The sequence below is a fragment of the Mycobacterium lehmannii genome (genome assembly GCF_001499925.1).
GTDB classification, from domain to species: Bacteria; Actinomycetota; Actinomycetes; order Mycobacteriales; family Mycobacteriaceae; genus Mycobacterium; species Mycobacterium lehmannii.
Map to the genome: position 1 here is coordinate 303,438 of NZ_LQIR01000034.1, position 23,288 is coordinate 326,725.

A 23,288-nucleotide genomic window follows, 5' to 3' on the forward strand; every position below is an offset into this window, starting at 1 on the left:
CTCAGCGATGTTCTCGATCCGGTTCGACATGCGGGCACCGAGTTTTGGCGCGACGACGACCGACCTGTATGCGGCGGCGATCGACATGTCGGCGTGGGCCGAGCAGCACGGATGCGTGGCGGCGGTGCTGTGCGAGCACCACGGATCGGAGGACGGATATCTTCCCGCACCCACGATGTTGGCATCGGCGATCGCGGCCCGTACTGAGCGGTTGGCGCTCAGCGTGGTGGTGATACTTCCGTTCTACGATCCGGTCCGGCTGGCCGAAGACGTGGCGGTGCTCGACATTCTCAGTAACGGCCGGGCCTCGTATGTATTCGGGCTGGGTTACCGCCCCGAGGAGTTCGAGCACTTCGGCATCGACCGGTCACGCCGGGGCGCGCTGGCCGACGAGAACCTCGACTTGCTGCGGGCGCTGCTGACCGGCCGGCCCACAGTGCACGACAATCGCCGCATCATGGTGTCACCGCCACCGTGCACTCGCGGCGGGCCCACCCTGATGTGGGGCGGTGCAAGCCTCGCTGCGGCGCGCCGCGCCGGCCGTTACGGTCTGGGGCTTCTGGCCAACGGCAGCGTTACCGGTATGCGGGACGCGTACGAAACCGCGTCACGCGAGCACGGGTACGAGCCAGGCGGTGTGCTTTTGCCCCCGCCCGACACGCCGACGGTCACGTTCGTCGCCGACGACGTCGATGAGGCGTGGGAAGAGATCGGCGAACACCTGTTTCACGACGCCCAGATGTATGCGCGGTGGAATCCGGACAACCACGCTTCGGCCGGCATCTCGGCGGCGCGCGATGTGGAGGAGTTGCGCCACCACTACAGTTCGCACCGGATCATCACCTCCGATGCGGCGAGCGAAATCATCCGCGGGGGAGGGTTTCTCAACCTTTCGCCGCTGTGCGGCGGTATTCCACCCGAGATCGCGTGGCCATATCTGAGGCGCGCCGCTGACGCGGCAGCGACCCCGACGACGACAGGAGAGAACAGCAGATGACCGATACCGATACCGTCGATCTGTACTACGACCCATTCGATTTCGACATCGACGACGACCCGTACCCGATCTGGAAGCGGATGCGCGACGAGGCGCCGCTCTATTACAACGACAAGTACAACTTCTACGCGTTGAGCCGCTACGACGATGTCGCCCAGGGGTTGCACGACTGGGACACCTATCGGTCGGGCAAGGGCACCACGATGGACGTCATCATGAGCGGTGTGGACGTGCCGCCCGGGGTGATCCTGTTCGAGGACCCTCCGCTTCACGACATTCACCGGCGGGTGCTGTCGAAGGTCTTCACACCGCGCCGAATGGAGGGCATCGAGTCTCTAGTGCGCCAGTTCTGCGTTCGTGCGCTCGACTCCTTATCGGGCGCCTCCCGTTTCGACGTGATCGGCGATTTCGGGGCGTTGATCCCGATGCGGACGATCGGTTACCTGCTGGGCATACCCGAGCAGGGTCAGCAACAGATCCGCGACAACACCGATGCGTCGATAGGGCTGAAGGAGGGCAGTTTTCAGGCAGTGTCGGCCGCGACGTTCGAGAACGCTTATCAGTTGTTCGCCGACTACATCGAATGGCGGGCAGAGCATCCGTCGGATGATCTCATGACTCAATTGCTCAACGCCGAAGTCGAGGACGACGGTCAACTCCGGCCACTGTCGCGCATCGAGGTGTTGACGTACACATCCATGATCGCTGGTGCCGGGAACGAGACAACCACCAGGCTGATCGGTTTCATCGCCCAGCTGCTCGCCGAGCATCCCGATCAGCGACGCGAACTGGTCGACGACTTCTCGCTGATACCGCGTGCGATCGAGGAGGTGTTGCGCTACCAGGCGCCGTCGCCGGTACAGGGCCGGTATGTCGCCCGCGACACCGTGGCGTACGGGAAGACGATCGCCGAGGGCTCGGTGATGTTGTTGCTCAACGGTTCTGCCAATCGGGACGAGCGACGCTATCCCGATGGAGAGAGTTTCGACATCCATCGCGGCGGGTCACACTTGTCGTTCGGGCTGGGGCTGCACTTCTGTCTCGGTTCGTCGTTGGCCAGGATGCAGGCCAGGGTCGCACTCGAGGAGATGCTGCGCCGGTGGCCCGAGTGGGAGGTCGACTACGAGGACGCCGCGATGGCCCACACCTCCAGCGTGCGAGGCTGGGGCAGGCTGCCGATCATCGTCGGCTAGCGTCCTCGGCTGCCGAGCGCGTGGTGACGCCGCGCAGCAGGGTGTCGCGGACGTGGATCTGCGACGCGCGGGGGCCCAGGTCGTGAAGAAGGTTCTCCGGGATCCACGACACCCCGATGACGACGCGGGCCAGCGTCTCGTTCGACGGTGCGTCAATCGCGATCTCGCCGGCGCGAATCCCCGCGGTGAGCAGAGATTTCATTTGACGGACGCGTTTGGTGAACAGCCATGCGATGTTGGGGGTGTCCGGAGGAGACTGCCGCATCCATGCCAGCTGAATCCGGAACTCGTCGCCGAAGTGGGCGAGCGCGTTGGTGTGGATCCAGCTCAACGCATCGAGTTTCTCGACCGCCGACGCCTCGGACCGCAGCACGCTCGTCCACCCCACCTCGGCGACCTTCTCACCGAACGACTGCATGATCGAGGCCAGCAGTTCCTCTTTCGACCCGATCAAGCGGTACACCGTCCCGGTGCCGAGGCCGGCGGCCGATGCGATGTCGCGGATCGTGGTGACCTCGTACCCTTTTCGCCCGAATTCGGCTCGGGCGACTGCGCGCACGTGTGAGGCCTTATCGTTGGGCGCGTTCTCTTCCTCCTCGATCCACGACTTCACCGCGTCATCGGCGGCGATGAACGCGGGGGAGCGATCAAGTTCGGCGTCACTGGGAGGGACGGTGGCCAGTCCTTCCAGCAGGATCCGGCACAGCGTGGCCGCAACCTTGTCGGCGCCTGCGCTGTGTCGGATGACGTCGAGTCCGATTTGGCGCATCGACTGGACGATCCGGTCGGCAAGGATGGGCAGGTCGACGTCCGGGCGTAGATAACCGCTCCACCGCGCGGCACGCAGCGTCTGCACCATCGCTTCGAGGATCTTCGCGGGGCGCTGTTGAGCCAGCGCGGCCAGTTCCGGATTCGAGGTCGGTGTCTCGTAGAACGTCATCTGTAGTGCGGCGCTGTGGGTCACCGCGCACTGGGCGACTGCGGCGCCCAACTCGACGATCCGATCGAACGCCGACAGCGGGGCGGGGTCGTCGAGCCGATTGAGGGCTTGATCGGCGATGCGATCGAGGTCCTCGTGGTAGCGCCGAAGCAACTCGACGAGGATTGCCTCCTTGGACTCGAAATGGTGATACAGGCTGCCGGGCAAGATGCCTGCGGCGTCGGCGATCTCTTGAAGTGACGTGCGCAGCCCGGACGTGGCGATCAACGACGCCGCCGTCTGCAAGATTTCGGTCCGCCGGGTGCCGTCGTCGTAGGAATGGCCCGCGTGCTTCGCGAGGTCGGCCTTCGGCGTCACACGACGCCCCACGACACCTCCAATGCCAGGCTCCCGTCCACCTGTTTGGTCGAACCGACCCAAAGTTTGGTTAACGTTACCAGAACTGGGTTACCGGGCAGTGTCGGTCGAGGGGAAAGCGCCGGCAGCGGGGCCGGGCAGTCACGAACTGGAGGGAAAGCGAACGGGGTTCAGCGGGCGCTCGTAGGAGATGTCACTTCGGTCGTGCGCGACGGTGAGGATGTCGGCGAGAAAGCCCATGGTCTCGTCGGTGATCAGCGTCGTTCCCTCGGTGTGCCATTCCACGACGCAGACCCGCGCGGCGATGGCCCAACGGCCGTCCCGGCGCTCGAGCCGGTCGATGTAGCGGCCGCCGTTGACGGTCAGATGGTTTGCCGGGGCGCGGTCGGTGCCGACGAACAGATAGTAGGTTTCGGCGTGCGCCCGGTCCCCTGTGATGTCCGCGGTGTGGTTCAGCAGGTAGTGCTGGTAGCGGGGTTGCGTCTCGTGGTACGCGAATGCCCAGTCAATGAATTCGTCGACGGGGCCGACGAAACCGATGTGCTCGTCGACCGCACCGTCGTGGTAGGCCGAACGCACCAGTTCGCGGTCGCGTCGATCCATCCCGCGGGCGTACCGCTGCATGCAGTCGAAGATGTCCGCGCGGTCGCTCAACGCCTGCAACCTCTCGTTCACAGCGATGTCCCCTCCCACGTGTCCACGGCGACCACCTCGGCTATCGGTCGACGTTCCGCCGGACGGAATCTGACGCCGGGCCGCAGCCGGCCGACCGGCAGAAGGCAGCCCTGGACGTAACTTTCCGGGATGCCGAGCAGATCGCGGACCGTTGCCTCGTAGGTCAGATGCAACGTCGTCACGCAGGTTCCGTAGCCACGCGTGTGAAGCGCGAGCGCGAAGTTCCAGACGGCGGGGAAGATCGAACCGTACAGCGTCGCCTGGTAGAACGACTCGTCACCGTCGACGCGCGGCAGATACGGTTCGTAGCAGGGGATTACGAGAAGTGGGACTTTCGCCATGTTCTCGACCAGCCACTCGGTCGAGGACATGATCTTCTTGCCGGGTGTTTCGGGTGGCAACAGGTCGGCGATCAGTTGCCCACCGACCCTCTGCAGATAGGCGTCGCGGTAGAGCTCGGCGAGCTGCGCGCGGATTTCCTCGTCGAAAACGGCTACCCAGCGCCAGCTCTGTTGGTTCGAGCCGTTGGCGGCGTGCATCCCGATCCGCAGGCACTCTGCGACGTCGCGACGATCGACAGCTGTATCGAGGTCAAGCGATTTTCGTGCCGATCGGGTTGTCGTCAGGAGCTGGTCGATGTCCATGGCGCTCCTTGTGCTCGGTCTCCGCGGAGACGATAATGCGGAACAGATTTTTGGTCAATGATGGTGAGGCCGGTCGAGAATGATGTTCAGCCGGTGACCCCGAGGCGCCGCGTCACCGCGAACACCTCGTCGTAGATCGATCCCGGAACGGTGAACGGATCGGTGGCCGCGACCGCCTCGAGGTGGCCGGCGATGTCCTCGGCCGTCGGGTCGCCGTCCCGTGGTGCCAGCCAGCCCTCGCTCAGCCCGATGAAGACCCTGGCGAACCGGCCCGCGCATGCGGAGAAGTTCTGATGGTTGACATCGCACGCCCGGCTGGCCAGGTACACCACCAGTGGAGCGACGAGCTCGGGACGGATGGCGGCGAAGAAACCGTTGTCCTCGAGGGCTTTCGGGTCGCCCAGCGTTTCGGTGACCATCCGGGAGATCCCGAAGGGCAGCACGGTGTTGGCGCGGATGCCGTGCGGTTCACCCTCAAGCGCGATGACATTGGTCAGGCCGACGATGCCGGCCTTGGCCGCCGCGTAATGCGCCTCCAGGTGCTGACCGAACATGCCCGCCGACGACGCGATGAATACGAACCGCCCGTAGCCCTGCTTCTTCATCACCCGGTAGGCGGGCTGCGACAGGTAGAACGCGCCGTCGAGATGAACCGAAAGCATGCGTCGCCACTCGACGGGAGTCAGTTCGTCGAACGCGATGGAGTTGAAGATGCCCGCATTGCTGATCACCGCGTCGAGCCGGCCGAACTCGTCGAGGGCGGTTCGTACGATGGCCTCACCGCCAGCCGGGCTGTCGACCGAGTCATAGGACGCTACGGCCGTGCCGCCGGACGCGGTGATCTCGTCGACCACCTGATCGGCGACCGCCGTGTCCAGGCCGCCTCCATGCATGGTTGCGCCGATGTCATTGACGACGATCGATGCTCCGCGCCTTGCCAACTCGAGCGCATACACACGGCCGAGCCCGCGGCCCGCCCCGGTGACCACGGCGACCTGGTCGGCGAAATCGATCATCGTTCCTCCGGCGATTGACGGCGGTCCGGCCGGACTCTACGTTGGAACAGATATTTGGTCAACGAGAAAGGGCGCACTCGATGACGAGCGAGGACGCCGACGATCCCAAGCGCTTGGCGCTGCTGGCCTCGGCCCTGGCCGGCCGCACGATAGCGGTCGCGCCTGCCACTCCCGGCGAACCGGCATGGACCGACGGCGTCACGCTGTTCGTCGACCCATCCGCCGGCGCGCACCGCCAACTCGAGGCGGTCACGGTGCAGGCCTCGCTGCTGGCCAGTGGAGGCCTGGAAGCGGACGTGGTGCGCAAACTCGTCAGGCGGCCGGCCCTGGCGCGCCGGTACCTCGCGGTCGAGGGTCAGCGGGCGTTGTCGGTCAACGACGACCTGCTGCCGACGGGTGTCCGCCGCCTTCTCGACTGTGACCTTGCTGCCCGCGCGGATTCGGCGGTCGGTTCCTTGAAGGTGGCGGGGCAAAGTCGTGACATCGCCGATCCGCCCGCGGGCTTCGGCGTCATCAGGGCGCAGAAGCTGTTGGCCAACCGCGCCTCCGCCGCGCAGGTGGAATCGGCCGGCGGGCACGCCCCTCGGCGCGAGGCGAACAAGGAACTGGCAGACCTCGACGACGACGATGACGGCTTGGACGACGGCGAAGACGTGATGGATCCCTTCACGAGTCCCGTTGGTGGGGGCGGTGTGCTCGGCAAGCTTCTGAAACGGATGACAAAGAGTGTCCGCAAACTCTCCGGTGCGGGCACGCCGGGCGCGGATACGCCAACCCATCGGTCCCGCAGGGGATTTCGTGGCGCAGGCGCGGTGACCTCGAGTGCGGCCGGTGCGGTGGACGCTGACGGCTGGGAAGCCTCCACAACCGGGGGGCGCACGTATGACGAGTGGGACTTCCAGCGACGCGGCTACCGTCCCGACTGGTGCACCGTGATCGAGATCGACGCACCGATCGAGAAGGGGGAAGCGTTGGTTCGCCCGGATGTCCACGCCTTGCGGCGCCCCCTCACCCGCCTGGGCATCGGGCTGGACCGGTGTCACCGGCAGGTCCAGGGCGACGATATCGACGTCGATGCCGCGGTCGAGGCACGCGTGGAAACGCTGGCGGGCTCGACGCCCGACGAGGCCGTCTACCTCGACAATCTGCGAAGGCGTCGCGATTTGGCCGTACTCGTCCTGCTCGACGTCTCCGGTTCGGCAGGCGAATCGGGCACTTACGGCCAGACCGTGCACGAGCAGCAGCGGACGGCCGCGGCGGCGCTGACCGTTGCCCTCCATGAACTCGGGGACCGCGTCGCGCTGTACGCGTTTCAGTCACAGGGTCGCTCGGCGGTTCATCTCGTGCCAGTCAAGCGCTTCGACGATCACCTCGACGCGATGGTCATGCGGCGCCTGGGCAGCCTCACCCCGGGCGCCTACTCACGACTGGGGGCGGCCATTCGGCACGGTACGGCGGTGATGACGGAGAAGGCGGGCACGTCACGACGCCTGCTGGTCGTGCTGTCCGACGGCTTGGCCTACGACCACGGCTACGAACGGCGCTACGGTGCGGCCGACGTACGCCGGGCGTTGGGGGAGGCCCGACGAGAAGGTATCGGCTGCTTGTGCTTGACGATCGGCGCCGCCACCGACTCGGGGGAGCTGGCCATGGTGTTCGGCAGCGCTGCGCACGCGTCGATACCCAAGCCCACGCAGCTGGCCGACGTGATCGGTCCGTTGTTCCGCTCGGCGCTACGCACCGCGGACCTGCGTCGGCGGGTGTCGACTGCGACTACACCTTGAACCAAACATCTGTTCCGCGCTAGGGTCCTTATGCGAGCTCGAACCGAAGGGAAGCCATGCAGGTGAAGCCACCGCGGCCCTACTACGTGCCCGTCGCGAACGAGGAGCAGGTCTTCAAGGCCGCATACAAGCAGGGGCTTTCCATCGCACTGAAGGGTCCGACGGGCTGTGGCAAGACGCGGTTCGTCGAGGCGATGGCCCATGACCTGGATCGTCCGCTGATCACCGTCGCCTGCCATGACGACCTGACCACCGCCGACCTCGTCGGCCGGTTTCTGCTGCGCGGCGGTGAAACCGAGTGGGTCGACGGGCCCCTGACCCGTGCGGTCCGCGACGGCGCCATCTGCTATCTCGACGAGGTCGTGGAAGCCCGCCAGGACACCACCGTCGTGCTGCATCCGCTGGCCGACCACCGCAGACAACTTCCGATCGAACGGCTCGGGGTCACGCTGGAAGCGGCGCCCGGGTTCTGTTTGGTCGTCTCCTACAACCCGGGCTACCAGAGCGTGCTCAAGGATCTCAAGGACTCCACAAGGCAGCGGATGGTTGCGATCGAATTCGGTTTTCCCACAGCCGACGTCGAGGAGAAGATCGTCGCCAGCGAAGCGGGCATCGCTCACGACCGCGCCGCGGACCTGGTCCGGCTGGGCCATGCGATCCGGCGGTTGGAGACGGGGGGACTGCGCGAAGTCGCTTCGACGCGGGTACTGATCGCCGCAGGGCGGCTGATCGGCGAAGGTTTGACCCCGCGGGACGCCGCACGGGCCGCGATCGCGGGCCCGCTGACCGACGACGCGACCGTCACCCGCGGCCTGCTCGAGATGATCGACGCGTACTTGGTCGACCAGGCGCCGGATGATTGACCCCGATCATGACCCTCGCTACTGTCTGAACAAATATTAGGTTTCTACAACGGAGGTGGCATGTCCTACGAGAGCACCGCGGAACCGATCAAGTTCGGGTACCTCATGGACTTCAAGCTGCCCGACCTGTATCCGCAGGAGATGAAGGAAGATCTGTCCAATCCCTTCGAGCTGATCTTCGCCGAGGCGGTTGAGAATGGCGTGATCGATCGCCCCATCGAAATCATCTACAAGGAGGTCGAGGGGCTGCCGAAAGGTTCGGTCAAGGCGGTGATCGACGCCTACGGCGAACTCGTCGACGAGGGGTGCCTCGCGGTGTTCGGCCCGCACATCACCGACAACTGCGTGCCGACCCGCGAGGCCATCGAGGAGCGGTTCCGGGTGCCCGCGCTGAGCGTCACCGGCAGCGACGCATGGCTGGGGGAGTGGACGTTCGCGTTTCCGCAGGGGTCTTTGACCGACGAGCCGATCTTCTGGGCGGACCTTCTGGCCAAGGGTGGACACCACGAGGTCGGCGTCCTCATGGAGCAGTCACTGGTCGGCGAGACGTACGTGAAGAACTTCCGGAACGCATGCCGGCGCAAGGGGATCCGGATCGTCGCCGAAGCCGCGATCGCGCAGACGGCCCAAGACGTCTCGGAAGCGGTGCGCACACTGCACGAAGCCAAGGCGCAGGCCGTGGTGCATGCCGGTTTCGGGTTCGGCATCGTGTTCGTCAACCCGGCGCTGGAAGAACTCGGTTGGGATCCACCGCGGTTCACCAGCACGGCATTCCAGAACGCGTGGATCAACCCGATCATGTGGAACGCGTTCATGGGGTGGACTGGCGTGGACCAGTACGACGAGGGCAACCCTGTTGGTCAGCGGTTCCTCGACAAGTACCAGGAGAAGTTCGGCCGCAGGCCGGAATACTGTGTGCCCGTGGTGAACTGCGACGTCGCCACGGCGTTGCTGCGCGCGTGCAGCGATGCGCATCCACTCAGTCCGCGCGGCGTCAAGGAGGCCTTGGAACGCGTCAAGATGATGCCCGCCGCCGCGGGGGCACCGGGAACCCGTGTCTCGTTCGGCAACTGGACGCGCCGGGCGTGGATGGGCGCCGGGTATCTCGTCGCTCGAAGGCTGGACGCCGACGGCGTCAACTCTCATCTCGTCGACCGCTTTGGTGAGGAGTGAACCGTGACCACTGAAACGCCGAAGGCCGAAGCCACCTCGCCGGACTCTCCGGGGCCGACGAAACGGTCCTGGCTCGGGCCGTCGATCTCGGTGGCGGCACTCCTTGCCGTCGCGGTGTTTTTCGCCGTCAACACCCGTAAGGGTCCGGGGTCCCCACGCATCGCCAATCCTGATGTCGAGGGGACACCGCGGCCCGTCGAGGTGCTGTTCGGGTGGAGCACGTCCACGTGGGTGGTGATCCTCGAGACCTTCACCGTCGTCACGATGGCCGTCATCATCACCTTGTGGGTGGTGCACTGGCGACGAAACCCGCACAACCCGACGTTGCTGATGGCACTCGTGACGTCGTTGATCGTGTGGCAAGACCCGATCATGAACTGGTCGCCGTTCGCGGTCTACAATCCCGAGCTGGCGCACCTGCCCGAGGACTGGCCGTTGGTGTCGCTGTCACCGACGGTGGAACCGTTCGTGGTCCTCGGATACGTGATGTTCTACCTCGGGCCCTACTTCCCGGCGATCTGGATTTTGCGGAAACTGCAGGCGCGCAGGCCTGTCGAGTCGTTCGTGTGGCGCCATCCGCTGATCAGCCTGGCGGCCATCATCTTCCCGATCGGGGTGGTGGTGGACGCAGCGCTCGAGATCACCCTGGTGCGCACCGGCATGTACATCTATTCACAGGTGCCGCCGTGGGCGTCGGTGTTCACCGGAGACACCTATCAGTTCCCGTTGATCTGGGAAGTGGTGGCGGTGACGTTCGTGATGATCCCCGCCGGCGTGCTGCTCTACCGCGACGACACCGGTAAATCGGTCGCGGAGAAGCTCGCTCAGCGAGCGCGGATTTTCGCCTCGAGGCCCAGGTTGGGCACCTTCGTCGTGATGTTCGTGATCATCAACGTCGCCTACTTCTGTTACGGCGGGCTTTTCGCGATCGTCAAGGCGACCAAGATCTCCACGTCGGTGGCCTGCCCGTGGCCGTATCCGGAAGTGAAGATCTATGACCCTCAGGGCTTCTACGAAGCGAACGGCCAACCGGGTCCGTATTCCGTCGGCATCATGTCGACCTGGATGAGCGGGCAGCCCGACGGGCGCCCAGACGTGGAGCTGGGTGAGAAGAGCAACCGGTGCGCACCGGACGCCCAGAATGGATAAAGCGCGCAGCGTCGTGATCACCGGCGCCTCGCGCGGGCTCGGATTGGCATCGGCCACCCATCTGTACCGGCGGGGCTGGCGGGTCGTCGCGGCCATGCGGTCCGTCGATGCCGGCATGCAACGGCTGCGTGAGGCGACCGGCGCGGCGCCGAACGATCCGAACCTGATCGGTGTCACGCTCGACCTCACCGACACCGCGTCGATCGAGGCGGCCGCCAAGTCCATCGAGGAGGCGGTCGGCGCGCCACATGCGCTGGTGCACAACGCCGGCATCTCGGCTGCCGGAATGGTCGAGGAGACACCGGTGAATCTGTGGGAGCAGATGTTCGCGACCAACATCTTCGGTCCCGTCGCGCTGACCAGGGCGTTGCTGCCGTCCATGCGCGAAGCCGGGCGCGGCCGCATCGTGCTGGTGTCGAGCCAGGGTGGTGTGCGCGGAATGCCGGCCACCGCACCGTATTCGGCGGTCAAGGGCGCTTTGGAACGCTGGGGCGAGTCGATGGCCGCCGAGATCGCGCCCTTCGGCATCGGCGTCACGATTCTGGTGACCGGTACCTACGACACCGAGATCATCACCGATGCGGGAACCACCGACTGTCGCGATTTGGATGGTCCCTATGCGCGGCACCACCGCACGATGGACAAGCGTGGCCGCGCGGCTATGCGCATGGCCGCACGGTCGCCCGAGAAGTTCGCGGAGGGCCTGGCCGAGGCGCTGGACAGTTCGAAGCCGTTCGTCAAGCGGCCGGTGGGCCCCGACGCGCGAATGTTGTTGATCGCCAACCGGGTGTTCCCGTCGGCCGGATTGCACCAGATGATCCGGCTGATGATGGGAATCCCGCGATTCGGCGCGCTACGAGGGAGCAGAGACCATGGCTGACGTTTGCTTCGAATCGAAGATGATGATCGACGGCAAGCTCGTCGACGGTGAGGCCGGCACCTTCACCAACCTCAACCCGGCGACCGAAGAGGTGCTCGGCGAGGTCGCCGATGCTTCGAAGGCCGATATGCACCGCGCGATCGACGCGGCGCGGCGGGCGTTCGACGAGACGGACTGGTCCACCGACCATGCGTTCCGGCAGCGGTGCCTGCTGCAGCTGCAGGAGGCACTCGAGTCCGAACAGGAAGAGCTGCGCGAGGAGCTCATCCTCGAGGTGGGCTGTCCGCGTGCCATCACGCACGGCCCCCAACTCGATGCGCCGTTGGCCGACGCGCTGCGGTACCCGGCTCGGCTGATCGACGAATACCCCTGGGAGACCTCGTTGGGCGATGCGCTGGTGTCGGTCACCGGGGTCAACACCACCCGAAAAGTCTGGCGCGAACCCGTCGGCGTGGTCGGGGCGATCGTGCCGTGGAACTTCCCCTTCGAGGTCACCATCCAGAAGATCGGCCAAGCCCTCGGTACCGGCAACACCGTCGTGCTCAAGCCGGCGCCCAACACCCCGTACAACGCAACCCGGCTGGGCCGGCTGATCGCCGAGAACACCGACATCCCACCGGGTGTCGTCAATGTCGTCACCGCCTCGGATCACTTTGTCGGTGAAGAACTCACCCTGTCACCGAAGGTGGACCTGATCTCGTTCACCGGATCCACTGTCGTCGGCAGGCGGATCATGGAGAAGGGCGCCGCGACGATGAAGCGGTTGTTCCTGGAACTGGGCGGCAAGTCGGCGACCATCGTGCTCGAGGACGCGGATTTCGCGCTGGGCTGCATGATGGGTATCGCGCCGTGTATGCACGCGGGTCAGGGGTGCGCCAACCCGACCCGGCTGCTTCTGCCGCGTTCGCGCTACGACGAAGGCGTCGAAATCCTCAAGGGCATCTACGAAGGTGTCGCGCCCGGGGATCCGCAGGATCCGGGCACGCTGTGCGGACCGGTCATCTCCGACAAGCAGCGCGGGCGCATCCGCGGATACATCGACAAGGGCGTCGAGGAGGGCGCGACCCTGCTCGTCGGGGGAGCCGAGGCCCCTGAGGGCATGGACAAGGGGTTCTTCGTCAAGCCAACACTTTTCGTCGACGTCGACAATTCGATGACCATCGCCCAGGAGGAGATCTTCGGCCCGGTGCTCTCGGTGATCCCGTTCGACGACGAGGACGACGCGGTGCGTATCGCCAACGACAGTCCGTACGGCCTGGCGGGCAACGTGATGGCCGGAACGCTGGAGAAGGCCCTGTCAGTGGCAAGACGACTACGCGCCGGATTCATCGGGTTGAACGGCACCGCCGGGTACGGCGCCGACACGCCGTTCGGCGGTTACAAAGCCAGCGGTATCGGACGCCAGAACGGTGTCGCCGGGTTCGACCAGTACACCGAGATCAAGTCCGTCGCCTATCCGGCGGGTTCGTAGGGGGAAAGCCATGCAACTGTTATTCGAGGACCTCGAGGACTTCGGAGAGTTCGACGACTTCGTTTCCGGCGATGTGCGTGACCCCTACACGGAGATGGCCAGGCTGCGCCGCGAAGAGCCGGTCCAGAAGATCGAGATCCCAGGTCTACCAGGGCAAGAGGGTAAGCCGATCGTCATGGTTTATCGCTATGAAGAGGCCCAGCGGATGCTGCGGGACAACGAGACGTTCTCCTCGGCGATCATCATCCAGGCGTTCGGGGACGTGTTCGGTAAGCATGTGATGCTCGGCATGGACGAACCCGAGCACGGCAGGCACCGGGCGCTGGTGGCCAAGGCGTTCTCGCAGAAGGCCCTGGCCCGTTGGGAAGACACGCTGGTGACCAAGATCGGCAACGCGCTGATCGACCGGTTCGCCAATCGGGGACGTGTCGACCTCGTCAAGGAGTTCAACTTCCCGTACCCCACGCTGATCATCGCCGGGTTGTTGGGCCTGCCGCAGGACGACTACGCACAGTTTCAGAAGTGGTCGATCTCGCTGCTGTCGTTCACCATCAACCCGGAACGCGGCCGGGAGGCGTCGATGGCGCTGGCCGACTACTTCCGGCCAATTCTGGCCGCGCGACGCGAGGAACCGCGCGACGATTTGATCAGTCGGCTGGGCGCGGCCGAGATCGACGGGGAAAAGCTCTCCGACGAAGAGATCTTCTCGTTTCTGCGGCTGCTGCTGCCCGCTGGCGTCGAGACGACGTACCGGTCGCTGGGGAACCTGTTGTTCGGCTTGTTGTCGAACCCCGAACAGCTCGACGCGATCCGGGCTGACCGGTCGTTGATACCGCAGGCGATCGAGGAAGCGGTGCGTTGGGAGCCACCGCTGAGCATGATCACCCGGATCGCGAGCCGCGACACCGAACTCGGTGGTGTGCACATTCCCGAGGGTTCGTCGGTGATGCCGGTGTTGGGTGCGGCCAACCGACAGGATGAGCGCTTCCCGCAGCCGGATCAGTTCGACATCTTCCGCGAAGCCAAGGCCAACATCGGCTGGGGCCACGGGGTGCACGTCTGCCTGGGCATGCATCTGGCACGCCTGGAGATGCGGGTGGCGCTCAACCTCCTGCTGGACCGCCTGCCCAACCTTCGGCTCGACCCCGGGGCGGACGAGGCCTACATCCGCGGGCAGGTGTTCCGTTCTCCGACCGCGCTGCCCATCGTGTTCGACCCGTCGGGCAGCCCGTGAGCGATCTGCGCTTCGACGACCGGGTGGTGGTCGTCACCGGCGGCGGCCGCGGGATCGGCCGCGGTCACGCGCTGCTGCTCGCCGCCAAGGGGGCTTGCGTCGTCGTCGCCGACAACGGGGCGGACATCGACGGTCGCGCATGCGCATCGCGTCCGGCTGACTCGGTGGTCGAGGAGATCGCGCAAGCCGGCGGCCGGGCGGTGGCGTGCAACGCCTCCGTCGCCGACGAGTCCGGGGCGCAGACGGTGGTGGACACCGCGGTCGACGAGTTCGGGCGAATCGATGCGGTGGTCAACAACGCCGGCATCCACGACCCTGGGCTGTTCGAGACGCTGCCGGAGGACAGGGTCCGCGGAATGCTCGACGTGCACTATTTCGGAACGCTTTTCGTCGCGCGGGCGGCATGGCCACATTTCGTCAAGGCAGGCACGGGGCGGATCGTCAACACCGTCTCCGAGGCGATGCTCGGCGGCATCCCCGAACTGACCAGCTACGGCGCGGCCAAGGGCGCGGTCTGGGGGCTTACCCGCAACCTGGCCACCGAAGGCGCGGCCCACGGCATCGCAGTCAATGCGATCGCGCCGCGGGCCTACACCCGCATGTCCGCCTCGCAGGGCCGGCAACTGGCTGAGCTGTACGGCATGTCAGAGGACATGATGGCCGAGATCAACGCCAGCATGCCTCCTGAACTGTGCGCTCCCGCAGCGGCTTTCCTGGCGCACGAGTCGTGCCCGCTCAACGGTGAGGTCTTGCTGACGGGGATGGGCGGTGTCTCCCGCCTCGCGGTCGTGCGCACCCAAGGGATCTGGAAACAGCCGCTGACGGTCGAAGACATCGCCGAGAACCTCGACCAGATCATGAGCGTCGACGACGCCTACGTGACCGAAGCAACCAGGAGTGTCTTGTGACCGATTTCGATACCGTCGACTTCTTCACCGACGCGACGCTTGTCCCCGACCCGTATCCGTATTTCGATCATCTGCGGTCCAAATGCCCGGTGGCCCAAGCGACTCCCTTCAATGTGCTGGCCGTGACCGGTTACGAAGAGGCGCTCGCGGTCTACAAGGACCCCGCGTTCTCCTCCTGTGTATCGGTCGCCGGCCCGTTCTCGGGCATGCCCTTCGGGCCAGGGGAGTCCGATGACGTCAGCGAGCTGATCGAACAACACCGCGCCGCTGTGCCCATGGCCGAACACATCACATCGCAGGATCCGCCGCTGCACACTCGCACCCGTGGCCTGCTGAACAAACTCATCACGCCCAAACGCCTCAAGGAGAACGAGGACTTCATGTGGCGTTTGGCAGACCAGCAACTCGACACCTTTCTCGCCAAGGGCAGCTGTGAATTCCTGTCCGCCTATGCCAAACCGTTCTCGCTGCTGGTCATCGCCGACCTTCTCGGTGTGCCCGTCGAAGATCATGAGGAGTTCAAAGGGGTCTTCGCCATGGAGACGGTCGGCGAGCTCGGCAAGGACGCGCCGACATCGCACAACCCACTGGAGTGGCTCAACGAGAAGTTCTACTCCTACATCGAGGACCGCAGGCGCTCCCCCCGGGAGGACGTGCTCACCGAGCTGGCGCAGGCCAAGCACGAAGACGGGTCGACGCCCGAGATCGAGGACGTCATGAACCTGTCGACGTTCCTGTTCGCAGCCGGCACCGAGACGACCACGAAGTTGGTCAGCTCGGCGGTGCGGTTCATCGCCGAGAACGCCGACTTCGAGAAGGAACTCCGCGACGACCGCAGCAAGATCCCCGCCTTCCTCGAGGAGACGTTGCGGATGGAAAGCCCCGTCAAGTCCCACTTCCGGATGGCACGCACGACCACCAAGATCGGTGAAGTCGAGGTGCCTGCGGGAACGACGGTGATGCTGCTGCCCGGCGCCTGTAACCGCGACGAGCGGAAGTTCGCCGACCCCAACGTCTTCCGACCCGACCGGCCCAATGTGCGCGAGCAGATCGCGTTCATCCGCGGCGTCCATTCCTGCCCGGGCGCGCCGTTGGCCCGGGCAGAAGGACGGATATCGTTGAACCGGATTCTCGACCGGATGACCGACATCGCGATCTCGACCGAACACCACGGTCCGCCCGACGACCGCCGTTTCACCTATGAGCCGACCTTCATCATGCGTGGGCTCAACGAACTGCACATCACGTTCACCCCGCTCGGATGACGATGTGTCCCGGCGAGCGCCTCGCCACGTGTCTGGACCGGCAAGAATCGAAGGAGCATTGACATGACCGGAAAGCTCGACGGCAAGGTCGCTTTCATCACGGGTGCCGCCAGGGGTCAGGGTCGCGCGCACGCGATCGCGATGGCCAAGGAGGGCGCCGACATCATCGCGGTCGACATCTGCCGTGACATCCCGTCGAATCCGTACCCGCTCGCCACCCCCGAGGATCTCGCCGAAACCGAGCGCGCCGTCAAAGAGACCGGACGCCGCGTCGTGGCCCGGGTCGCCGACGTCCGCGAACGCCACGAACTTCGCGAGGCGGTGGAGGCGGGGGTGGCCGATCTCGGCAAGATCGACGTCGTCGTCGCCAACGCCGGCATCCTGCCGATGGCGATGGGAAACCCCGATCCGATGGGCTTCGTCGACGCCTCCGACGTCGACCTGGTCGGCGTGATGAACACCGTCGCTGTGGCGCTACCACATCTGCCCGACGGTGCCTCGATCATCGTGACCGGTTCCACCGCGGGCATGATTCGCGGCACCACGACCAGCCCGGACATGGGACCCGGCGGTGCTGGATACGGATGGAGCAAGCGCGTCGTGATCGAGTACGTCGACGAGATGTGTCTTCACTTGGCGCCGCGGATGATTCGCATCAACGCCATCCACCCCACGAACTGCAACACCCACCTGTTGCAGAACGAGGGAATGTACGGCGTCTTCCGGCCCGACCTGAAGGCCGAGGGCAAGACACCGACCCGCGAAGACGCCGAACCGCTCTTCACGCTCTTTCAGGCCATGCCGATTCCGTATATCGAGCCCGAGGACATGGCCAACCTCGGAGTGTTTCTGGCCAGTGACGACAGCCGCTACATCACCGGCCAGCACATCCGCGTGGACGCCGGATCGCTGCTGAAGTGGCCCAACGGGCCCGGCGGCTAAGGCCGGTGCAGGAATCCGTGCAGGATCGCCTGCACGAGTTCGTCGACGATCGCCTCCCGCGACGGCGGTCTGTTGCCGAAGAAGGTCGAACGCAGTGCCACCATCCCGACGATCATCGCGACCGTCGAGTGCGCGGGAAGGTCGGGCTGATCCGAGCGCAGCCCGCGCAGGCGGATACCTTCGGCGCTGATCTGGCCGAGCAGCGTGAGCGCCCGACGGATGTCGGCGATACCGGCGCTGTCGATCTCATCGTCGGTGAGGCCGTCCGAGGAGACGAGGGTCAGCACGAGGCCGCGATGCTCGATGAGCACGTCATAGAGGCGGCCGACGAACTGCCGGGTCAGTTCCTCCTCGGTGACCTTGTCGGGAATGACGGCCTGCCAGGTCTTTCCGAAGTCGTCGACGAAGTCGGTGAACGGGAGAACGAGGGCTTCCCGGAACAGGCCCGCTTTGGAGCCGAAATGGCGGAACAGCAGGTATTCGGTGACGCCTGCCGCCTCGGCGATCTCCCGCGTGGTGGTGCTGCGATAGTCCCGGCGCGCGAACAGTTCACGGGCGGCGTCCAGCAGGAGCCGCCGGGCCTCGCCTGGGGCCCTGCGCCCGGCAGGCGCCTCCGGGACGGATCCCTTCTTCGGCGAACGTCGCTGGGGCACGGCACATGACGATAGTCGTCCCTTGACCGCAGCACTGGTAATAGTGTGCACTATTACAGCTGGCGAGGGTGCGGAAGGGACGTGGTCATGGGTCAACTCATCATGCTCGGAACGCTGTTCGGGCTGCTCGCGTTGATCGTCGGCTTGGTGCTGTACTTCGATCCCGAAGCACGCGGCCAGAAGGCGGTCGCGGAGGACGACCGATGAGCACGGAGCTGACGCCGGCGTTGGTCGTCGGCTTGTCCTTCGCCTACGTCGGCGGAGTGTTGTTCCTGGCCTACGGCGTGTACCTGAGCATCCGGCGCGGGCGCCTCCATCCACTGCTGCTGCTGTCGATTTCGGCGATCTCGTTCTCGTGGATCGAGGCGCCGTACGACTGGGCGGTGTATGCCCAGTTCCCGCCCGCACTTCCGCGCATGCCGTCGTGGTGGCCGATGAACATGACATGGGGCGGCGGACTTCCCTCATCGGTGCCGATCGGATACATCCCCTACTTCGTGCTGCCCGCAGTGGTCGGCGCAGCGCTCGGGCGGGGCCTGATTCGGCGATTCGGTTGGCGCAGGCCGCAAACGCTGCTGATCGTGGGTCTGGTCGTCGGTTTCTGCTGGGCGCTGCTGTTCAACGGGTTCTTCGGTCCCCGCCTCGGGGTCTTCTACTACGGATACGTGATCCCGGGACTGGCGATCTTCGAGGGCAGCAGGTTCCAGTATCCGCTCTACGACGCATTCGCGATGGGTCTGCAGATGATGGTGTTCACCTATCTCCTCGGGCGAGTCGATTCGCAGGGGCGCAACGTGATCGAGGTGTGGGCGGACAAACGGTCGACGAGCCCTGTCGGATCGTCACTGCTGTCGATCGCCGCCGTCGTCGTGGTGGGCCACCTGATGTACGGCGCGGTGTTCGCACCGCACCTGGTGACAAAACTCGGCGGGTACGTGACGTCCGGTCCAACCGAGCAGCTGTTCCCCGGTGTGCCGAACCAGCCCCGCTGAGACCGCCCCAGGGCATAGGTGCTGCACTCACCGCATCGTCGCCAGGTTGTGCCACAGGTTGCGCAGGCTGTCGGTTCCGCCGAACAACGTCGTGAAGTGTGTCGAATCGATCAGCACGATGTCGCCGGCCCGCTGACCCGCCGGCGGCATCCAGATCAGCGCGTTGAACTCGGTGGTGCCGTCGGCGGTGAAGGGGTGTGGACGGTGCGGGTCTACGCGCTGGCGCCCGAGCACCCGAACGCTGTCGCTCTCCGGTGCGGTCAGCTCGTAATGGGGTAGGTGCGGGTGGAAGTTGAACGTGGTGACATTGTCGAGCAGGCCGGGCGAATCGAGGTCGCGGAAACCGGTCAACGGCGCGATCTCGCTCGTGCGCTCGATGACCGCAGGCCGTAGGCCCCATTTGTTGAGGACGGGGACGTCGAGTGCCGTCATCAGCGACCGGGTGTACTGGCCGAACCGCTGCTGGCGCGGGACCAACGGATCGCCGTGGTGTGCGAACTCGATCTGGCGCTGGCCGAAGTCGTCGGAGAATCCGACATCGTGATGCGGGGCGAGCAGAAGGCATGTGCCTTCGCGTTGCAGCCACTGCTTGATCGCGGCGATCTCTTCGGCTGCGGCTTCCTGTTCGGACAGGATGTGGTCGAGGCCGAACACCATCAGGGTGTCGGTGTCGGCGAGGATCCGCTCGTCGATCGGCAGGCGGTAGCCGGCCTGGTCGATTCGTTGGAACACCGCCACCGGATGTCCGGTCGCCTCCCCGGCCAGGGCTTGGAAGGCCAGCGTGGAGCGATGGAAGAGTTCCAACGTTCCCGCGATGCCCTGGAGGAACTGGGCGGCGTCGTACTCGGGTGTTTCGTAATTGGGCCAGAGAGCGTTTCGCACTTCGGTCATGGTCGAGAACCGGTTGTACATCTCGCCCGGGTCGCGCTGCGCCTCCCAGGGATAGCTCCACGTCCAGTAGATACTGATGCGTCTGCGCCCGTCGTAAGAACGCGGGATGTGGTGCTGGTTGTAGGTGCGCGCCGCTGACGGAGCCGTCATGGCCCTTCCCCCAATCCTGCGAGATGACGGAGGCCGCCCATTCCGGGCAGGAAGAAGTAGGCGCCACCTTTGAGGGTGGTGAACGCCGGAATACCCTTGTGCACCTTACGAATGGGCCGCTTCGGTACCGTGAAGTCCAGGGTGCCGTCCTGCGTTCCGCAGATCGGGTCGTGCTCGTTGTCGAGTTCGTGGAAGGTTTTGTCATTGACCCAGACGTTCTGCGCGAACTCGAATTGGCGTACCAGGTCGGCACAGATGATGAATGCGGCGATGCCCCGGTCGACGCCGTCGTCGGGTGCGCCTTCCGGTAACGCCGGACCGTAGGTGGCGCCGCGACGGATCATCCTCCGCCGGTTCATGTAGTGCGCGGTGTCGCGTGGGTTGAGGCGGCGTGCGTGCGAACCGAGCGGGCAGGCATACCCGAAGGGGTCCATCTGCTTGTAGTTGAAGTCGTTGTTGCGCATCGGATCGGCGCCCAGCTCGGGATCGTCCCTGTCGGGCGCGAGAACCAGCGGGGCGCCGCTTCGCCAGCGACCCATGAATTTCGCGGCGAGCAGTTCCTGTCCCTCCGGGTCCGCGGAGTTCTCGCGCAGATACTCGCGGAACAGCGCGACGTGTTCCTCCAGCCGACGGTATGCCATGTAACTACCGTTGCGCGACAACGTCTCCGGTTGCGGCAGATCCGATACGGGACCGTTCTCATCGGGGTAGCCGAGGATGAACTCGCCCGGTTCCAACGGGTCGCCGGAGCCCGGCGTCGGATCTTCGCCCGATCCCTTCATCACGGGCTGGGACAACCGGTCACGGAAGCCGAAGTGGTCGTGCGCGTAATTGAATGGAGGGGTGGCGTTGAGGTCGAGGAACGACAGGCTGCGCACTCCGTCGGTGCGGGCGAGCAGCTTGTCGTGTTCGTCGATGGATTTGCGGTATTGCTCGTCGGTCCGAGAGAACAGGATCGCGATGGCGTGCAGATCGTCACCCGCCAGCCCCCCGACCCAACGCTCGGGTGCGCAGGCGCCGGTGTCACCGAGGATGCTCGCACGTGCGGCCATCCCCTCGCGGAAGGCGTCAGGGAAGCTTGCCAGCGACTCGTCGGAGACGCCGAGCGCGCGCAGCCCCTGCCAGGTGAACGCGATGGTGACCCAGCGGTGCGAGGTATCCATCGTGGCGCGGACATCGGCGGCGGACTGAACCTTGTCGAGCAGTGCGGCGAGCCAGGCGCGACCGCCCTCGGCGGTGTCGAAGGTCAGGAATTCGTACCGTCCGGTGATCGCGGGAGTGCGGGTCAGCAGAATGTGCTGTATGTCGTCGAGCTCGAGCTCTCGTGCCGTCGAAGTCATTGCCGTTGACGACCTTTCGTCCACGCCCAGGCCGTTATTCGCCAGCCCGAAGCCGACCGGCCAAGCGCCCCCGTGAAGGACGCACCATCCTGTGTCACTTGCGTGCCTCCGACACTGAACGTCATGGTCGCGGGGAGCACCAGGTAGGCCTGATCGCCGTCGTTGAAGGCTGCGATGTATGTGTGCACCGCGGCCAATGGATCCGCCGTGCTCATGACCGTCACTGCATCTGGTCGAGCATGGTGGAGAACGCCGCTTTGAGGCGCAACGCCTTCTTGATCTCGTCGGCTGTCACGTACGGGTACTCGCCATACTCGAGAAAGCTCGGAACATGGTGTTCGCGAACGAATTTGACGAACGCCTCCGGATTCTCGCGCCAGTCCTCGGGGAACCCCTCGAGGTTGGTGAACACGGTGGTGATACCGGTCTGGCTGAACAACTGCACGGCGTCTTCGGTGTACTTGTCGAAATCGGTGTCGAAGATGCCCTGGTACTGGAAGTGCAGGCCCGAGCCGACGTCGAACAACACCCACCGCAAGTAGTGCAGACGCAGTGGCGCCAGGACGTCGGGGCTGCCCGCGACCGCCTCTTCGATCTGCTTGCCGTACGCGCGGACGGCGGCCTCTCGACCCTCTTTGACTTTCGCGATGATCGAGAAGCCGTAACAAGCCGGCGTCCTCGGAAAGACGGGGCCGTAACGGCCACGTTCGAGTTCGAAATAGCCGGTTTCAGGAATGGCCATCGCCGCGGGTTTGGTCCAATCACGGTGGTCGGCTGCCATGGCGTTCCCCTAATGTCGCTACGTGAGCGGACAGTAGCACTGCTCGAACTGGTCCGAACGATTTCTCGCAGGCTATTCGGCCAATGCGCCAGCCATCTCCGCCAACTGCTTCCGTCCGGAACTTGGTGGCTGACTAATTAGCGGAGCTATCCTCGTGACGAAAGGCGCGAGCGTTTGAAAACAGCGCAGAATCGCGAATTCAGAAACGAAGTGCTGCTGTCCAATTACGCTGCCGGTATTGCCAAGGCGGCACGGCCACCGGGCCGCGGTGTGCCATCCGATCACGAGAAGGGAGGCGGCCATGAGGTCAACCCACAGCTGCCTGCTGGCAGCGCTCTCGATCTCGGTGGCGCCGGTCGCTGTCGCTCTCGCTCCCGTCGCGTCGGCGGACTGCACGAACGCGGGGGCGGCCACCGTCTGCGCGCAAGGTACCGTCCGGGGCGGAGGGCCCAGCGCCCCGCAGGCCGGTCCCGCCTACCCCGGCTATTGCGCCGACCCCTGGTATTGCAGCGACGACTGGGGCGTCGACATCATCCTCGACCCGGGTCCCCCCGGGATAGACATCGGTCGACCGGGCCGCCCCGGCGGTGGTCCCGGCCCGCGTTAGCACGTCACCATCCGAGTAAGGAGTTGTCAATGTTGTTGCGACGCAGTGCTGTCGGCGCTGGTGTGCTCGTCGGCGCGATCCTCTTCGGTGCCGCACCCGCCGCCGCCGATCCGCCGAACTGCACGGCCGCCGACTTGGCCGGCGTCATGTCCGGAGTCTCCGCGGGCACATCGTCATACCTGTTCACGCATCCGGATGTGAACGCGTTCTTCACCGGTCTGAAGGGCAAACCCAGGGACCAGATGACGCAGGAGATCAAGGCGTACCTGGACGCGAATCCGCGGGTCCGCGACGAGCTGCGGGCGGTCCGGCAGGCCGCGTTCGACTTCCGGGCCCGCTGCGACGTTGCGATGCCCGACTTGCCGATGGGCTAACGAGCGCGA

23 protein-coding genes are annotated in these 23,288 nt (G+C 65.3%); 15 read left to right on the plus strand and 8 right to left on the minus strand.

Going from position 1 to position 23,288, the window contains the following annotated elements; all coding sequences use genetic code 11:
- The first annotated feature begins 7 nt into the window (after window positions 1-7).
- Window positions 8-997, plus strand: coding sequence for an LLM class flavin-dependent oxidoreductase (locus AU192_RS18380; protein ID WP_064398681.1), 990 nt, complete (start codon window positions 8-10; stop codon window positions 995-997).
- The gene (locus AU192_RS18385) at window positions 994-2,190 is read left to right on the plus strand and encodes a cytochrome P450 (protein ID WP_064398683.1); all 1,197 of its coding nucleotides are present in this window, start codon (window positions 994-996) and stop codon (window positions 2,188-2,190) included. The genes AU192_RS18380 and AU192_RS18385 overlap by 4 nt, the downstream gene beginning before the upstream one ends.
- On the opposite strand, the gene AU192_RS18390 is transcribed toward AU192_RS18385, so the two are convergent.
- The 4 genes from AU192_RS18390 to AU192_RS18405 form a co-directional block, all read right to left on the minus strand.
- Entirely contained in the window at window positions 2,177-3,487 is a 1,311-nt protein-coding gene (locus AU192_RS18390; protein ID WP_235630195.1) for a TetR/AcrR family transcriptional regulator, read from the minus strand. The genes AU192_RS18385 and AU192_RS18390 overlap by 14 nt on opposite strands.
- A gap of 141 nt (window positions 3,488-3,628) precedes the next feature.
- The gene (locus AU192_RS18395) at window positions 3,629-4,162 is read right to left on the minus strand and encodes a nuclear transport factor 2 family protein (RefSeq protein WP_066809334.1); all 534 of its coding nucleotides are present in this window, start codon (window positions 4,160-4,162) and stop codon (window positions 3,629-3,631) included.
- Window positions 4,159-4,806 carry a nitroreductase family protein gene (locus AU192_RS18400; protein ID WP_064398688.1) on the minus strand — a complete coding sequence of 216 codons (648 nt, stop codon included), beginning with the start codon at window positions 4,804-4,806 and terminating at the stop codon, window positions 4,159-4,161. Before AU192_RS18400 ends, AU192_RS18395 begins: the two co-directional genes overlap by 4 nt.
- 86 nt (window positions 4,807-4,892) lie before the next feature.
- Complete coding sequence (locus AU192_RS18405) at window positions 4,893-5,822, minus strand: SDR family NAD(P)-dependent oxidoreductase (protein WP_064398690.1); 930 nt, start codon at window positions 5,820-5,822, stop codon at window positions 4,893-4,895.
- Between the two features lie 80 nt (window positions 5,823-5,902).
- On the opposite strand from AU192_RS18405, the gene AU192_RS18410 reads away from it, so the two are divergent.
- From AU192_RS18410 to AU192_RS18455, 10 genes are all read left to right on the plus strand, one after another.
- Window positions 5,903-7,606, plus strand: coding sequence for a nitric oxide reductase activation protein NorD (locus AU192_RS18410; RefSeq protein ID WP_064398692.1), 1,704 nt, complete (start codon window positions 5,903-5,905; stop codon window positions 7,604-7,606).
- A gap of 56 nt (window positions 7,607-7,662) precedes the next feature.
- On the plus strand, window positions 7,663-8,469 hold the full coding sequence (locus AU192_RS18415; protein WP_064398694.1) for a CbbQ/NirQ/NorQ/GpvN family protein: 807 nt from the start codon (window positions 7,663-7,665) through the stop codon (window positions 8,467-8,469).
- Between the two features lie 60 nt (window positions 8,470-8,529).
- Complete coding sequence (locus AU192_RS18420; RefSeq protein WP_064398696.1) at window positions 8,530-9,642, plus strand: ABC transporter substrate-binding protein; 1,113 nt, start codon at window positions 8,530-8,532, stop codon at window positions 9,640-9,642.
- Between the two features lie 3 nt (window positions 9,643-9,645).
- A complete protein-coding gene (locus AU192_RS18425) occupies window positions 9,646-10,791 on the plus strand; it encodes a spirocyclase AveC family protein (RefSeq protein ID WP_064398699.1) in 1,146 nt (381 codons plus the stop codon).
- Window positions 10,784-11,671 carry an SDR family oxidoreductase gene (locus AU192_RS18430; RefSeq protein WP_064398701.1) on the plus strand — a complete coding sequence of 296 codons (888 nt, stop codon included), beginning with the start codon at window positions 10,784-10,786 and terminating at the stop codon, window positions 11,669-11,671. Before AU192_RS18425 ends, AU192_RS18430 begins: the two co-directional genes overlap by 8 nt.
- Complete coding sequence (locus tag AU192_RS18435; protein ID WP_064398702.1) at window positions 11,664-13,142, plus strand: aldehyde dehydrogenase family protein; 1,479 nt, start codon at window positions 11,664-11,666, stop codon at window positions 13,140-13,142. Before AU192_RS18430 ends, AU192_RS18435 begins: the two co-directional genes overlap by 8 nt.
- A gap of 10 nt (window positions 13,143-13,152) precedes the next feature.
- The gene (locus AU192_RS18440) at window positions 13,153-14,376 is read left to right on the plus strand and encodes a cytochrome P450 (protein ID WP_064398704.1); all 1,224 of its coding nucleotides are present in this window, start codon (window positions 13,153-13,155) and stop codon (window positions 14,374-14,376) included.
- Window positions 14,373-15,284, plus strand: coding sequence for an SDR family NAD(P)-dependent oxidoreductase (locus tag AU192_RS18445; protein ID WP_064398706.1), 912 nt, complete (start codon window positions 14,373-14,375; stop codon window positions 15,282-15,284). The genes AU192_RS18440 and AU192_RS18445 overlap by 4 nt, the downstream gene beginning before the upstream one ends.
- Window positions 15,281-16,549: a cytochrome P450 gene (locus AU192_RS18450; protein WP_064398709.1), complete on the plus strand. Its 1,269-nt coding sequence runs from the start codon at window positions 15,281-15,283 to the stop codon at window positions 16,547-16,549. The genes AU192_RS18445 and AU192_RS18450 overlap by 4 nt, the downstream gene beginning before the upstream one ends.
- A 63-nt stretch (window positions 16,550-16,612) precedes the next feature.
- Window positions 16,613-17,491 (plus strand): mycofactocin-coupled SDR family oxidoreductase, encoded by an 879-nt coding sequence (locus AU192_RS18455; protein WP_064398711.1) that lies wholly within the window; start codon window positions 16,613-16,615, stop codon window positions 17,489-17,491.
- On the opposite strand, the gene AU192_RS18460 is transcribed toward AU192_RS18455, so the two are convergent.
- Window positions 17,488-18,144, minus strand: coding sequence for a TetR/AcrR family transcriptional regulator (locus AU192_RS18460; protein WP_064398712.1), 657 nt, complete (start codon window positions 18,142-18,144; stop codon window positions 17,488-17,490). The genes AU192_RS18455 and AU192_RS18460 overlap by 4 nt on opposite strands.
- A gap of 203 nt (window positions 18,145-18,347) precedes the next feature.
- Here AU192_RS18460 and AU192_RS18465 point away from each other — a divergent pair, with 203 nt between their 5' ends.
- Window positions 18,348-19,136 (plus strand): spirocyclase AveC family protein, encoded by a 789-nt coding sequence (locus AU192_RS18465; RefSeq protein WP_064398714.1) that lies wholly within the window; start codon window positions 18,348-18,350, stop codon window positions 19,134-19,136.
- Window positions 19,137-19,163: 27 nt separating this feature from the next.
- Here the strand turns inward: AU192_RS18465 and AU192_RS18470 are convergent, their stop codons facing one another.
- The 3 genes from AU192_RS18470 to AU192_RS18485 all read right to left on the minus strand — a co-directional run bounded on the left by AU192_RS18470 (window position 19,164) and on the right by AU192_RS18485 (window position 22,298).
- A complete protein-coding gene (locus AU192_RS18470) occupies window positions 19,164-20,177 on the minus strand; it encodes a hypothetical protein (protein WP_064398716.1) in 1,014 nt (337 codons plus the stop codon).
- Window positions 20,174-21,517, minus strand: a complete 1,344-nt coding sequence (locus AU192_RS18475; protein ID WP_064398718.1) for a Dyp-type peroxidase — start codon at window positions 21,515-21,517, stop codon at window positions 20,174-20,176. Before AU192_RS18475 ends, AU192_RS18470 begins: the two co-directional genes overlap by 4 nt.
- 220 nt (window positions 21,518-21,737) lie before the next feature.
- Entirely contained in the window at window positions 21,738-22,298 is a 561-nt protein-coding gene (locus AU192_RS18485) for a hypothetical protein (protein ID WP_064398721.1), read from the minus strand.
- A gap of 301 nt (window positions 22,299-22,599) precedes the next feature.
- Between AU192_RS18485 and AU192_RS25160 the strand changes: the two genes are divergently transcribed.
- Both AU192_RS25160 and AU192_RS18495 read left to right on the plus strand, forming a co-directional pair.
- Window positions 22,600-22,905 (plus strand): hypothetical protein, encoded by a 306-nt coding sequence (locus AU192_RS25160; protein WP_082693892.1) that lies wholly within the window; start codon window positions 22,600-22,602, stop codon window positions 22,903-22,905.
- 29 nt (window positions 22,906-22,934) lie between these two features.
- Window positions 22,935-23,279: a heme-binding protein gene (locus tag AU192_RS18495; protein WP_064398725.1), complete on the plus strand. Its 345-nt coding sequence runs from the start codon at window positions 22,935-22,937 to the stop codon at window positions 23,277-23,279.
- Window positions 23,280-23,288: the final 9 nt, after the last annotated feature.